This is a genomic window from Saccharopolyspora kobensis (assembly GCF_900108315.1).
Classification (GTDB): domain Bacteria; phylum Actinomycetota; class Actinomycetes; order Mycobacteriales; family Pseudonocardiaceae; genus Saccharopolyspora; species Saccharopolyspora kobensis.
Genome location: NZ_FNVB01000006.1, coordinates 240,162 through 253,067, shown reverse-complemented (window position 1 = coordinate 253,067; position 12,906 = coordinate 240,162). Strand labels below are relative to the sequence as shown.

The window sequence follows — 12,906 nt, the reverse complement described above, 5'->3', positions numbered from 1 at the left end:
CGGGGTGACGCGATCAGTGCTCCTTGAAGGGGTACGGGGCGTCTCCGTGAGCGCCGCCGATCGTTTCCCAGGTGCGGGTCGTCGTGTAGGCGTCTCGTTCGATGCCGTAGCCGACCGCGTAGAGGTGGCCCCAGGCGTGGCCGGGCGCGCCGCGCAGGCGGGTGGGGATCTCGATGCGGCGGGAGAGCATCGTCGCGCCCGCGAAGACCCCGCCCCAGTTCGGGTCGACGGCCATTCCCCAGTCGCCGGTCGGCGGGGTCACCATCAGCCGCGGACTGCTCGCCACCCCGCCCGCGACCTGCGGGTAGTCGCTGCGGCACGGGAAGAGGAAGCTCATCGTCCAGTCGATCAGCACGGGCCCGCGCGCGTCGAGCGCCTGCCGCAGCGGCACCACGTCGCGCACCACCGGGCCGCTCACCGACAGCCAGCCCTGCTCGTCGGTGGTGCGGTCCTCGCCGAGGATCCGCACGCGGTCCGCGCCGCGCGGGATGTCGCGGGCGTCGATGGTGTGCAGCCGCCAGTCGCGGAAGTTGCGCCAGTCGACCGGCCGTCCGTGGCGCGGGTCGTCGAAGGGCGGGTCGGTCGGCGGCGGGTCGCGCAGTTCGCGGACGCCCAGCGGTCGGTCCGCGGCGGCGAACTCCAGCGCCAGCGAGTTGCCCTGCTCGGGCCGCCCGGCGATCCACAGCGACAGCGCCTGGTCGTTGGTCAGCTGCGGCATTCCGAACCACGGGCTGATCAGCGAGCCGGTGTTCTGCGGGCCGCCGGTGCGGCTCGTCCAGGAGTGCTCGCTCGCCGACGTCGCCTGCACCTCGTCGCGCGGGCCCTTCTCCGGTTCGGTCTCCGGCGGCACCACCCGCAGCGGTTCGCCCGATCCCGCGTTGGTCACGTCCGCTTCCTGCGGCGGTGCGCCGCCCGCGGTGAACCCGTCCAGCTCGGCCTCGCCGACCAGCGGCCACAGCTGCTCGGCGACGGGCAGCGCCTGGACCTCGTCCTCCAGTCCGCAGGTGCCGCTGCGGAGGCCCTGCCAGTTCATCCGCGCCACGGAGAACCGGTCGCCCATGACCTGCGGCGCGGCGGCCAGCGAGCCGAGCAGGACCAGCACCGAGGCCAGTGCCGCCCCGCTGAGCACGGAGGCGGGCATGATCGTCCACATCAGACGATTGCGCGGCCGGGCCCACACCGCCGCGCGGAGGCGCAGGAAGCCGAGCGCGAGCAGTCCGATGAGGACGGCACCGGCCAGCCAGAACACCGGGCTGTCGAGCGGAACGTCGGGCCGCACCGGGGAATCCGACCACGGCACGGCGAAGTCGGAGTGCATCGGCCAGGTGTTCGGGCCCATGAACGCCAGCGCCGCGGCCAAGGACGTCGCGACCGCGCCGAACACGCCGAGCAGCCGGGCCTCCCGCTTCGCGTGCTGGAGCCTGCCGACCCGCACCAGCACCACCACGACCACCGCGAGCAGCGCCGATCCGACCCCGGCCAGGGAGCCGAAGTGGTGCGTCCACTTCGACGGCGTCAGCCACAGCGCGGCCAGCACCGCGACCGCCGCGCCGAGCAGCACCGGCAGTTCGCCCACCGAGGTCCAGCGGTGGATCTGCCGCATCGCGCAGGCGCCGGCGAGCAGCGCGGCGGTGATCACCAGGAACACCGCCAGCCGCTTCGCCGAGGTGCCCCAGATCGAGGTGCCCAGCAGCGCCGCGTACCGGTCGATCTCCTGGTACCAGCCCAGGCTCGGCCCGAACTCGTCGTGGATCTCGGTCGCGGCCATGACGCCGCGCCAGGTCGAGTCGGCGAACATCGCCACCAGGCCGGTCCCCGCCAGGCACGCGGCCAGCGCCGCGCGGGTCGGCACCAGCACCCAGCGCGGCAGCGCACCCGGCTGGGCGAGCACCCGCCAGATGCGCGGCGCGAAGACCAGCACGATGATCAGCGCGCTGACGCCGGTGGGCGTGATCGCCACGGTCAGCCCCGTCAGCAGCGCCGCGATGCCCAGCCACAGCTGCGGGGCGCGCGTCCGGCCGAGCTTCAGCAGCGCCGCGACCAGCGCGGAGGCGCCCAGCGCGAGGAACGGTTCGGGGCGGATGCCCAGGCCGAACGGCAGCCAGCAGGCCAGGAAGAACACCGCGGTGACCAGGTGCAGCGGGAACCGCCGGGTGCCCCGGCAGACCGGTGCCACGATGCCGCGGCTGACGACGAACCAGGTCAGCAGGCCGGCCACCGCGCTGGGCACCCGGAGCCAGGCGGGTGTCAGGTCGTCCGCCGACCACCACCGCATCAGGTGCTGGACCAGCGTGAACGGCGTCTCCGAGGCGTTGAACCAGCGGTAGTAGTTGCCGATGTCCCCGGCGTCGTCGTAGTTGCGGACGGTCATCATCGCGAAGCCGTCGTCATCGGTCAGCGGGCCGATGACCAGCCACGCCGCCAGCACGGCGGCGACCCCGACGTCCACCGGCAGCGGGGTGAGCGCCACCCGGACCGAGCGCAACGCCGGTGGTGCGTGCACGAACAGGAGGGCCAGCGAGACCAGCGCGAGCGCCAGCGCGGTGGTGATCAGGGTCGTCTTGGCCTCGGTCGGCGAGGTGTCGAACCAGGAGAACGTCCGGGCCGTGACCGAGAGCCCGGTCAGCTGGCCGGGTTCGAGGTCGGTGGCGAAGGTGAAGATCTCCGGCGCGGCGACGCCGGCCAGCGCGATCGGCGCCCGGCCGTCGACGGTCACCAGCGAGCGCTGCGAGTCGGCGCTGATGTCCAGCCCGCAGGCGTTCGGCGGCAGCTGGACCTGCTGCTGCCCGAGCAGCAGCCGCGGTTCGCCGTCCTCGGTGGTGAGCACCAGGCCTTCGCGGTCGCTGCCCGGCGGCAGCGTGGTCAGGACGGTGGTGCGCCCCGGCCGCTCCAGCGCGTTGCGCAGCACCGGGCACGGCACGGACGCCTCGAACTCCGCCGGTCGGTAGGGCGCGAAGAGGGCCGTCGTGGTCTCGGCCTGCGCGTCCGGCCAGCGCACCTCGGTGCGGTCCACCCACACCGGCGCGAACGGCAGCGACAACGCGCAGACCAGCCCGACGACGCCGACGCAGAGCGCGAGCAGGTGCGCCAGCCACCGGCCGGGCCCGCGCCGGCGCGGTGGTTCGGTCGGCTCGGGCTCGGCGGTTCGTTCGAGCTGTGCGGAGCTGCTGAGGTGCTCCAAAAGTCCTCCCGGCGTTTCGCTGGGGCGCCGCGGGTAATCCTGTCGAACGTGTTGCGCGAACACCGCTGCCGCGCGCCGAATTCGTCCGGCCGACTGACGATAGGCATCACACAACAAGTTCCCCGATCGGGGCAACGAACCCGTCCGCAGCGGCGTGCACACGTCGAGCGGAGGGGAGTGCGCGAGTGCGTGTTGCAGAGGGTGCCGCGTTGCGCCCGGACCACGGTTGGACCCGCGTCGACCAGGGCGAGCAGCGGGTCCGGAGCGGCTGGCCGGTGTGGACGGTGGTCGTCGGGGCGGTCGCTGCGGTGGTTTTCTGGGTGGTGCACGGTGCCCTGATCGATGACGCCTACATCACTCTGAGCTACGCCCGGAACCTGGCGTTCCACGGGCACTGGGGCCTGATCGGTGGGGAGGTGTCGAACTCCGCGACCGCACCGCTGAACGTGCTCGTCCTCGCCGCGTTCACGGCGGTGCTGCGGCAGCCCGTCGTCGCCCTGGGCGCGGTGTTCGTCCTGGCCAACATCGCGCTGGCGCTGCTGTTGCGCGCCGCTGCTCGCCGCTCGGGGCTGCCCGGCTGGGTGGGGCCGCTGGGCGCGCTGCTGGTCGCGGGCAATCCGCTGGTGCTCTCGTCGGTCGGTTTGGAGATGACGCTGGCCGCGGCGCTGCTCGGGCTGTTGCTGCTGGCATCGGTGCAGGTCAGGCCGGTCCTGTTCGGAGTGGCGGCCGGGCTGCTCGCGCTGACCAGGCTGGACCTGGCGGTCTTCGTGCTGGTGGTGCTGGTCGGCAGGCCTGCGCTGTGGCGCGGCTGGTGGCGCTGGCTGCTGAGCACCGCCGCGATCGCGCTGCCCTGGTTCACCTTCAGCTGGTTCTACTTCGGATCCGCGGTGCCGGACACATTGGTCATCAAGCAGCTGCAGAAGTCCTGGGGCGACTGGGACTTCAGCAACGGGCTCTGGCTCTACCACGAGGTCTTCCCGACGGCCGTGGTGATCTCGCTGATCCCGCCGCTGCTCGGGCTGGTCGCTCTGCCGGTGGTGTGCGCGCTGCGCCCGTTCCGCCGCGCGGTGCGGTTGTGGCCGTGGGCGCTGCTCGGCATCGGCGGCGTCGCGCACTACTACGTCTACACGCTGCTGGGCGTTCCGCCGTACCACTGGTACTACGCGCCGAGCATGATCGGGCTTTCGCTGCTGCTGGCCGGTGTGCTCGGGGCGATCCGGCGCGAGCTCTCACTGCTGCTCGGCTGCGCCCTGCTCGTCGCGCAGGCGTGGTTCGCGGCCGCGCAGGGGACGCCGTGGCGCGAGTCCGCGATCACGACGAACTGGGCGAGCGCGGCGGACTACGCCCGCGTCGGCACCGAGGTCGGCCGCCTGGTGGGTACGGGCACGGTCACCAGCCCGGGCGAGATCGGTGCCCTCGCGTACTTCTGCGACTGCGCGGTGGTCGACGGCTTCTCCGACCGCGGCTACCTCCCCGACCAGCTGGCCCAGCGGCTGGCGACGGCCGGCCCGCCGGTCCGCGCGCTGCTGGAGTTCAACTACCGCAACTTCACCCCGGAGGCCCCGCGCCCGGTCACCCACACCCTGCGCCGGGAGCCGGGTCCGGCCGGGGCCTGGACCATCACCTCGACCTGGGCCGGCGAGGCCCACCTCGTCCTCGAAACCCGGGAGCGGTGACGATCAGACCTTCTGCCAGCCGTGCACGGTGACCTCGTCGCCGCACAGGTCGAACACCCACGGCTTGTCGTTGAGCAGCGGGTCCACCGACTTCGGCTGGTCCTCCGGGCGGACCGAGAGGCTCATCCCCCAGACGCGGGCCACGCACTCCGGGCCCATGTCGTTCCAGTCGAGCTCCGCGGCCGCGGACTCGCCGGGTGCGAGGGTGATCGGGCCGCTGCCGGGGTTGCCCTGCCGGTAGGTGACGCCGTCGATGGGTAGGGCGTCGCGGTTGTTGAACTGGATGATCGGGTGGGAGGCGTCCAGCACGCAGGGTTCGCTGCCGGTGTTGGCGACCGAGACGTGGCCGGCGACCTTGCCGGTGGTGGCGAGCACGAAGGTCGGTTCCAGCTGCTCCGTCGTGCACGAGGCGGAACCGTCGTCGGCGATCAGGCTCGCCGAACCGGTCCGACCGTCCTCTTCGGACGCGGAGAGGTTCCCGCAGGCGCTGAGCGAAACGACGCAGACCGTCGCCGCGAGCAGCGTCTTGCCGATGGTGTGAGCGCGCATTTCCCGTGTCTCCCCTGAAAGAAGTGCCGTCAACGCTTTCTGTTCGGAAGACGTGCGGCGGGGGACGCAGTTCCGCGGCGGGTGCGGTGACCTGGCTCACACGGGTGCGTGCGCGGTGATGGCGCGCCCCATCACCGCGCACGCACCGTGGATCACCGGGTAGGTCGGTCGACGACCTCGCCGGTGTCGCGGTGCCACTCGATGACGCCGTGCTCGAAGTCGCTCGCGCGGCCCCGCTCGACGTCGTGCTCGCCGCTCACCGGGTAGCCCAGGTAGGAGCGCTCCCAGCCGAGCTGCGCCCAGCGGACGCGGATGCCGCCGTACACCTCGTGCGCGCCGGTCTGCGGCGTCCAGTAGATCGACGCCCCGCCGGTGCCGGTGAAGTGGTTGTACTGGCCGCGCCCGTCCGGCGTGCCCAGCTCGTCGGTGGTCGGGTAGCCGAGCACGCCGCCCGGACCGCTCAGCTCGATGTAGCGCTGGGCGATGACGCCCTGCAGCGAGTGCGCGCCGGTCTCCGGGCTCCACACGATCCCGGCCGGGAAGGCGCCGTCACCGTTGAACTGGTTGTAGCGGCCGACACCGTCCGGTGCGGTCAGCTCGTCGGTCACCGGGTAGCCCAACGGCCCGGCCTCCCAACCGCTTTCGGCCCACTTCGCGCGGATCGCGCCCTGCACCGCGTTCGCCCCGGTCGGCTGCGTCCAGTAGATCGAGGCGTCCTGGCGGGAGGAACCCGGCATCACGAAGTGGTTGTAGGCGCCGAACGCGTCCGGCGTCAGCCGGGTGTCGGTCGCCGGGTACCCGAAGTGGGCGTCCTCGCCCAGCGCGCGGAAGTGCTCCAGGATCGGCCCGACGACGAGGTGCGCACCGGTGCGGGTCGAGAAGTAGATCGCCGAGTGCACCGCGCCGTCGGCGGAGAGGAAGTCGCTGTAGCGACCCCCACCGCTGCTGGCCAGCTCGTCGGTGATCGGCACACCGAGCTCGTCGTGCCCGCCCAGGTCCAGGAACCGCTGGTAGATCATGCCGCGCACGACGGTGACCCCGGTGTCCGGCGTCCAGTAGAAGCGGGCGTAGGTGAACTCCTGCCAGCGCAGGCCCTCGTCGGCCACCACCTCGCCGCCGACGGGCTCGCCGACCTCCGCGCGTTCCTGCTCGGACATCGACTCGTAGCGCTGCTGGATCGCGCCGTCGCCCGGATCCGGTTCGGCGGTCGCCGACGTGGTCGGCACCGACGTCGACGAGTCCGGCGCGGGCGTCGAAGTTCCCGGGGCCGTGGTCGGCGTCGAGGAGTCCGGTGCCGTGGTCGGCGCGGATGTCGAGGAGTCCGGTGCCGTGGTCGGCGCCGGTGTCGAAGGGTGCGGTGCCGTGGTCGGCGCCGGTGTCGAGGAATGCGGTGCCGTGATCGGCTCGTCCTGCGCCGCTGCGGGTGCGGTCACGGCCAGGGCGAGTGCTGCTGCCGCGGCGGTCGACGCCGCGATTCTTCTTGCGGTCACGCGAAACCCCTTTTCGCTCGGTCAACCATTGATCGCGCGGCGGGGCGTTCCGGTTGCCCGGCGTTCCGGGGGTTTTCGCGAATGTTCGGCGACCGGGGATCGCGGCGCCCGCATGGGCGCCAACAGGATGGCGAACGCCTCCTGGAGCGCGGTCGATCCCGTCCTTCGCGGCGGCGCTGGCCATCGCCCTCCGGTCCGTGCACGGGCGGGTCGGGGCGTGGCGCTGCTGGACGTGGTGACTTCGGCGTTCTCGCCCGGCGAGCAGCTGGTGCGGCGAAGCTCCGTGGGCCCCCCGGACAACAGGGCAGGTGGAGGGCCCACGGACACGGTTACCCGGTGAACCCCACTTCTCCAGGCATCCGCCTTCCCCCAGCGCGCAGCGCGTCGGGAAGCCATCGGGGCGGCGCAACGGCGCCGTCACAGTGGAGATCGCATCCGGACTCGGGAACGTTGCCTGAAAGACCAAAACGTTATGGACGGACATTCCGTACACCCGGAAAGACGAACGGGGCCGCCGGGACGAACCGCGGCGACCCCGTCGCTCGATGAGTCTGGAAGGACTCTCAGAACGGCAGGCGGCGGAAGATGACGCGCGGGAGGTGCCGCAGGACCGTCATCACCCAGCGCATCTGGGCCGGGGCCCAGACCTGCTCCTTGCCCTTGCGGACCGCGTCCACGATCACCTCGGCGACCTGCTCCGGCTGCTGGGCCATCGGCGCGGGCTTGATGCCCTCGGTCAGCTTGGTGTGCACGTAGTTCGGGCGCACCACGGTGACCTTCACGCCGGAGCCGTCCAGCGCGTAGGTCAGGCCGCTGAAGAACGTGTCCAGACCGGCCTTCGACGAGCCGTAGACGAAGTTCGAGCGGCGAGCGCGCTCGGCGGCCGGCGAGGACATCACGACCAGGTGGCCGTGGCCCTGCTTGCGCAGCTTCTCGGCCAGCCGCACGCCCAGCGTCATCGGGGCGACGTAGTTGACCTCGGCCATCTCGCGGGCGGTCTCGACGTCGGTCCAGCCCTGCTCGTTGTCGCCCTGGACGCCGAACGCCACCAGCGTGATGTCGATGTCGCCCTCGGCGAAGGCCTTGTCGATGACCTCGGCGTGCGTTTCGATCTTGCGCGCCTCGAACGGCACGGTCACCACGGTGCTGCCGGTCTTGCGCAGCCGCTCGGCGGCGGCGTCCAGGCGCTCCGACTCGCGGGCGGCCAGCACGATCCGCAGCGGCCGCTGAGCGGCGTACTTCTCGGCCGTCGCCAGCGCGATGTCGGAGGTGCCGCCGAGCAGCAGCAGGGACTGCGGGTTTCCAACGGCGTCGATCACAGCTCAAGCCTCCGGCTCATGTCTGAAGCGAAAATGCCTTCGGGGTCAACGGTCTGGCGGATCTTCCGGAACTCCTCCACCCGCGGGTACATCGTGTGGAAGGTCTCCGCGGTGGTCCGGGAGTCCTTCGCGGTGTACAGCCGGCCGCCGAGCGCGAGGATGTCCTCGTCGAGCTCGGTGCAGAACCGGCCCAGCCCGTTGACGATCGGGAAGTCCAGGCACACCAGCCAACCCGGGTGCGGGTAGGACAGCGGCGCCCGGTTGCCCTCGCCCATCTTCTTGATGACGTTGAGGAACGAGACGTGCCCGGAGTGCGCGACCTTGCGGGTGATCCGCTTGAGGTCCTCCTCCTTGCCGTAGGGCAGGGAGAACTGGTACTGCAGGAAGCCCTGGGAGCCGTAGGCCCGGTTCCACTCGCCGAACAGGTCGAGCGGGTGGTAGAAGGCGGTGAGGTTCTGGATCAGGTCCCGGCCGCGCTTCGGGGTCTTGCGGTAGTACAGCTCGCCGATGGCGGTGAACGAGAGCTTGTTGGCCAGCCCGGGCGGGAAGATGTCCGGCAGCGTCAGCAGCTGCGGCGCGTCGAACTTCAGCGGGTTCGCGCGCAGCTTCGGCGGCAGCTGGTCGACCGTGGCCAGCGAGCCGCGGCCGAACGCGGCGCGGCCCAGCTTCGGACCGGTGGAGATCGTGTCGAACCACGCCGAGGAGTAGGTGTACTTCTCGTCGGAGCCGTCGCTGAACAGCTCGATCGTCTCGTCGAGGTTGGCCGTCCGGTCGACGTCGGCGATGAAGTACGCGGTCTCGGTCCGGGTCATCTGGATCTTGGCCCGGAGGATGATGCCGGTCAGCCCGATGCCCGCGACGGTCGCCCAGAACAGCTCCGCTTCCGGGCCCTCCGGCGTCAGCGTGCGGATCTCGCCGTCCGCGGTGAGCAGGTCCATCGACACCACGTGGTTGCCGAAGCTGCCCGCGCTGTGGTGGTTCTTGCCGTGGATGTCGTTGGCGATCGCGCCGCCGATGGTCACCTGGCGGGTGCCCGGCAGCACCGGGACCCACAGGCCGTGCGGCAGCGCCGCCTTCATCAGCTGGTCCAGGCTGACACCGGCGTCGAGGTCGACGATCGCGGTGTCCGGGTCGATCTCGTGGATCCGGTTCAGCCGCGTCATGTCGATGACGGTGCCGCCGGCGTTCTGCGCGACGTCGCCGTAGCTGCGGCCCAGACCGCGGGCGATGACGCCGCGCTCGTCGGCCGTGCGGACCGCCTCCGCGATCGCGTCGAGGTCCGTGGTGCTGAGCACGCGCGCCCGCGAAGGAGCGGTGCGGGCCCAGCCCATCAGTTCCTTGGTCTCCAGTGCTGCGGTCACAGGTCAAGCCTCCGGGACAGGTCGGAGTGGAAGACGCCCTCCGGGTCGACGGCGGCGCGGATCTTGCGCCACTCGCCGATGCGCGGGTACATCTGCTCGATCATCTCCGCCGTGGTGCGGGACTCCTTGGCCAGGTACAGGCGGCCGCCTGCCTCCAGGACCATCTCGTCCAGCTCCGTGCACAGCCGGTCCAGGCCCGGTGTGATGGGGATGTCGACGGTGAGCGTCCAGCCCTTGCGGGGGAACGACATCGGGGCCTGGTTGCCCTCGCCGAACGTCTTGAGCACGTTCAGGAAGGACACGTGACCCGATGCGCTGATCTTGTCGATGGAGCGGCGGAACATCGCCTCCTGGCCGAACGGCACCATGAACTGGTACTGCAGGAAGCCGTTCGGGCCGTACACCCGGTTCCACTCGCCGACCAGGTCGAGCGGGTGGAAGAACTGGGTGATGTTCTGCACGAGGCCGAACCTGGTCGGCGCCTTGCGGTACCAGACCTCGTTGAACGCGGTGATGGTGAGCTTGTTGACCAGCCCGTTCGGGAAGATCGGCGGGGCGGTCATCAGCTGCGGCGCGTTGAACTTCAGCGGGTCCTTGCGCAGCTTCTTCGGCAGGTCCTCGATGGTGGCCGAGTTGCCGCGGGTCAGCAGCGCGCGGCCCAGCTTGTCGCCGCGGGCCAGCGAGTCGAACCAGGCCACCGAGTAGACGTAGTTGTCGTCCGAGCCGTCGGTGAAGTGCTCGATCAGCTCGTCCAGGTTCTTGGTCTGCACGTTGTCGACCAGGAAGTAGGCCGTCTCGACGCGCTTGAGCTTGATCGTCGCCTTGAGGATGATGCCGGTCAGGCCCATCCCGCCGACGGTGGCCCAGAACAGCTCGGAGCCCTCGCCGTCCGGGGTCAGCGTGCGGACCTCGCCGTCGGCGGTGAGCAGGTCCAGCGCCAGCACGTGGCTGCCGAACGAGCCCTGCGAGTGGTGGTTCTTGCCGTGGATGTCGGAACCGATCGCGCCGCCGACGGTGACCTGGCGGGTGCCGGGCAGCACCGGGATCCACAGCCCGTGCGGCAGCAGCCGGCGCATCAGGGTGTCGAGCGACACACCGGCGTCCACGACCACCGTCGCGTCGTCCACGTCGATCAGGTGCACCCGGTCGAGGGCGGTCATGTCGATGACGGTGCCGCCCGCGTTCTGCGACGGGTCGCCGTAGCTGCGCCCCAGGCCGCGGGCGATGACACCGCGCGGACCTGCCTCGCGGACGGCTTTCGAGATCGCCTCGACGTCCGGGGTGCTGACGACGCGGGCCCGGGTCGGCGCGGTGCGCCCCCAGCCGGTCAGCGTCTGAAGCTCGTCCTTTACCGATCCCACCCAGCCGAGTCTATCCGCGCAGCGGTGGCCGACAGCCGCGGGTGCGCGCGGTCCGCGGCGGTGTGCGATGCGTCATCGCTACACTCGCCCGGGACGTGTGCGGAGTTCGAGCCCCCGCGTCTTCGGCGCCCAGCCGGGTGCTCCGGAGCGACGAAGCCCTGGACGCCGAACGACCTGTCGTCGATCCCGAGGTGAACCAGTGGCCGTGGCCGAAGCCCAGACGGACCAGACGGAGCCCAAGCGCCTGGGCGTTGTGAACCAGCTTATCCGATTCGTCGTAATCGGCGGTGGCTGCGCCATCATCGACTTCGGCACCTACTCGCTCATGCTGGGCGTGCTCGGGTGGCCGGTGTGGCTGTCCAGGGGGATCAGCTTCATCCTCGGCACCTCCGCGTCCTACTTGATCAACCGCAAGCTCACCTTCCAGGGCGCGAACACCGGGAACACCAAGGCCAAGGCCGGTGGCTTCGCCCTCGTCTACATCGTGACGTTCTTCGTGAACTGGGGAACGAACCAGCTGCTGGTGATGATGACGGGCGCGGAAGGAACGCCGTGGCTGGTCACGCTGTGCTGGATCATCGGTCAGGGCCTCGGCACCCTGATCAACTTCGTGATGCTCAAGTGGGTCGTCTTCCGCGAGTGACCGCGCCGTGGTCGGCACCGATGCCCAAGTCCGCGATCCGAACTCCGTTTCCGCAGGTCAAGGACCGTGAGCGCTTTGGGGCGCTATGGCACCCCAAAGCACTCACGGGGACTGACCAGGGGAAACGGAGCTCTTCGCGTTCGGGCGGAGGTGGAACGGAACGACTGCGCGGCGCGTCCCACCCGGGGAGATCGGACTTCGGAGGATTTGGTGCGTCGTACTGCGGGATTGCTGTCCCTGCTCGCCGTTCTGCTCGTCGGCTGCGGTCAGGCCGCTGAGCCCGAGAAGGCCGCGCCGCCGCCTCCGGCTCCCGCGACGAGCCAGCCCGTCGTCGAGAGCTTCGACCTCGCCGCCGCGCTCGCCCAGATCGAAGCGGCGGGCTACACACCCACGCCGCCGGACGGCGAGCTGGCCGGGCCGGTCCGGGTGATCCAGGCGATGTGCACGGGCAGCGCGAACGGCCGCTGCCAGGCCCTGTTCTTCTTCGACGGGCAGCGGCTGGCGCAGCAGACGGGCGACATCGGAATGATGCGGATCCTCTCCCAGGACGGCACCGCGGTCCGGGTCGAATTCCCGGTCTACAACGCCGACGACCCGGGCTGCTGCCCGAGCGGCACGCCGACCCAGCACACGATCCGCCTGGTCGGCGACCAGCTCCAGGCCGACCCGCCCATCTCCACCAACCCGAACCGCCCCGGCGACTGAGCCCGGGCCGCCGGAGGGCGTGCGGTCGATTTTCGCGAGAAGTCGACCGCACCCGGGTGAACGTCGATCTCGCGAGATCGACGGGCCCGTGCGTGGTGGAGGGCGGTTTCGCGCGAGATCGGCGGCCAGCACGCCCGTCGAACGCCGATTTCGCGCAGCGGTCCGGGCGGTCAGTTGCGGAAGCCGGTGCCCCGGGCCGGAGCGCCGTAGGCGTTGGCGTCGGAGCGCGTCGTCTCGACGTGGGCCGTGGCCACGTGCGCGAAGTTCACCGCGAAGCTGCCGCCGTCGGCGGTGGTGAGCGCCTTGGTCTCGCCGTTGGCCATCAGGTCGGCGAGCACGTCGCGCAGGGTGTCCGCCTCGGTCTGGTCGAGCGCGATGTGCAGTGGCTGGCTGACGCCCGCGAGGTGCAGCACCAGGCCAGGTCGCGTGTCGGGCATGGGAACCCTCCCAATCGCAGCGGTCCTCGGCGGTCGAGGACCCGGATCCCAGGGCACCACGCCAGACCCGGCCGGAACACCCGGTTTCACCCTCGGCAGACCCCGAAACCCCGCTCACCAGCGCATTTCGCCCAAGGCGTACCGCCGGCGGCTCCCCGAGAACGCAATTTCAATTGAAATTGGA

The 12,906-nt window shown here is 71.0% G+C and carries 10 protein-coding genes; 3 read left to right on the top strand and 7 right to left on the bottom strand.

Going from position 1 to position 12,906, the window contains the following annotated elements; genetic code table 11:
• Nucleotides 1–13: 13 nt before the first annotated feature.
• Nucleotides 14–3,181, bottom strand: a complete 3,168-nt coding sequence (locus tag C4T78_RS21630) for an arabinosyltransferase domain-containing protein (protein WP_093356285.1) — start codon at nucleotides 3,179–3,181, stop codon at nucleotides 14–16.
• A 185-nt stretch (nucleotides 3,182–3,366) separates the two neighbouring features.
• On the opposite strand from C4T78_RS21630, the gene C4T78_RS21625 reads away from it, so the two are divergent.
• Nucleotides 3,367–4,857, top strand: coding sequence for a hypothetical protein (locus tag C4T78_RS21625; protein WP_235863720.1), 1,491 nt, complete (start codon nucleotides 3,367–3,369; stop codon nucleotides 4,855–4,857).
• Nucleotides 4,858–4,860: 3 nt separating this feature from the next.
• Here C4T78_RS21625 and C4T78_RS21620 read toward each other — a convergent pair whose 3' ends face one another.
• The 5 genes from C4T78_RS21620 to dprE1 (C4T78_RS21600) all read right to left on the bottom strand — a co-directional run bounded on the left by C4T78_RS21620 (nucleotide 4,861) and on the right by dprE1 (C4T78_RS21600) (nucleotide 10,937).
• Nucleotides 4,861–5,406 carry a DUF4232 domain-containing protein gene (locus C4T78_RS21620; RefSeq protein WP_093356284.1) on the bottom strand — a complete coding sequence of 182 codons (546 nt, stop codon included), beginning with the start codon at nucleotides 5,404–5,406 and terminating at the stop codon, nucleotides 4,861–4,863.
• A gap of 152 nt (nucleotides 5,407–5,558) precedes the next feature.
• Complete coding sequence (locus tag C4T78_RS21615) at nucleotides 5,559–6,896, bottom strand: hypothetical protein (protein WP_235863719.1); 1,338 nt, start codon at nucleotides 6,894–6,896, stop codon at nucleotides 5,559–5,561.
• 563 nt (nucleotides 6,897–7,459) lie between these two features.
• The gene (gene dprE2 / locus C4T78_RS21610; RefSeq protein WP_093356283.1) at nucleotides 7,460–8,215 is read right to left on the bottom strand and encodes a decaprenylphospho-beta-D-erythro-pentofuranosid-2-ulose 2-reductase; all 756 of its coding nucleotides are present in this window, start codon (nucleotides 8,213–8,215) and stop codon (nucleotides 7,460–7,462) included.
• Entirely contained in the window at nucleotides 8,212–9,546 is a 1,335-nt protein-coding gene (gene dprE1, locus C4T78_RS21605; RefSeq protein WP_177247716.1) for a decaprenylphosphoryl-beta-D-ribose oxidase, read from the bottom strand. The genes dprE2 and dprE1 (C4T78_RS21605) overlap by 4 nt, the downstream gene beginning before the upstream one ends.
• Nucleotides 9,547–9,572: 26 nt before the next feature.
• On the bottom strand, nucleotides 9,573–10,937 hold the full coding sequence (dprE1, locus tag C4T78_RS21600; protein ID WP_093356280.1) for a decaprenylphosphoryl-beta-D-ribose oxidase: 1,365 nt from the start codon (nucleotides 10,935–10,937) through the stop codon (nucleotides 9,573–9,575).
• Between the two features lie 199 nt (nucleotides 10,938–11,136).
• On the opposite strand from dprE1 (C4T78_RS21600), the gene C4T78_RS21595 reads away from it, so the two are divergent.
• Together C4T78_RS21595 and C4T78_RS21590 are read left to right on the top strand one after the other, a co-directional pair.
• Complete coding sequence (locus tag C4T78_RS21595) at nucleotides 11,137–11,580, top strand: GtrA family protein (RefSeq protein WP_093356279.1); 444 nt, start codon at nucleotides 11,137–11,139, stop codon at nucleotides 11,578–11,580.
• Nucleotides 11,581–11,790: 210 nt separating this feature from the next.
• Nucleotides 11,791–12,285 (top strand): LppP/LprE family lipoprotein, encoded by a 495-nt coding sequence (locus tag C4T78_RS21590; protein ID WP_235863718.1) that lies wholly within the window; start codon nucleotides 11,791–11,793, stop codon nucleotides 12,283–12,285.
• Nucleotides 12,286–12,455: 170 nt separating this feature from the next.
• On the opposite strand, the gene C4T78_RS21585 is transcribed toward C4T78_RS21590, so the two are convergent.
• A complete protein-coding gene (locus C4T78_RS21585) occupies nucleotides 12,456–12,722 on the bottom strand; it encodes a hypothetical protein (protein WP_093356276.1) in 267 nt (88 codons plus the stop codon).
• Nucleotides 12,723–12,906: the final 184 nt, after the last annotated feature.

Coding starts and splice junctions, on each gene's coding strand:
- C4T78_RS21620 (WP_093356284.1), bottom strand. CDS start 5,406: ATGCGCGCTCACACCATCGGCAAGACGCTGCTCGCGGCGACGGTCTGC.
- dprE1 (WP_177247716.1), bottom strand. CDS start 9,546: ATGGGCTGGGCCCGCACCGCTCCTTCGCGGGCGCGCGTGCTCAGCACC.
- C4T78_RS21585 (WP_093356276.1), bottom strand. CDS start 12,722: ATGCCCGACACGCGACCTGGCCTGGTGCTGCACCTCGCGGGCGTCAGC.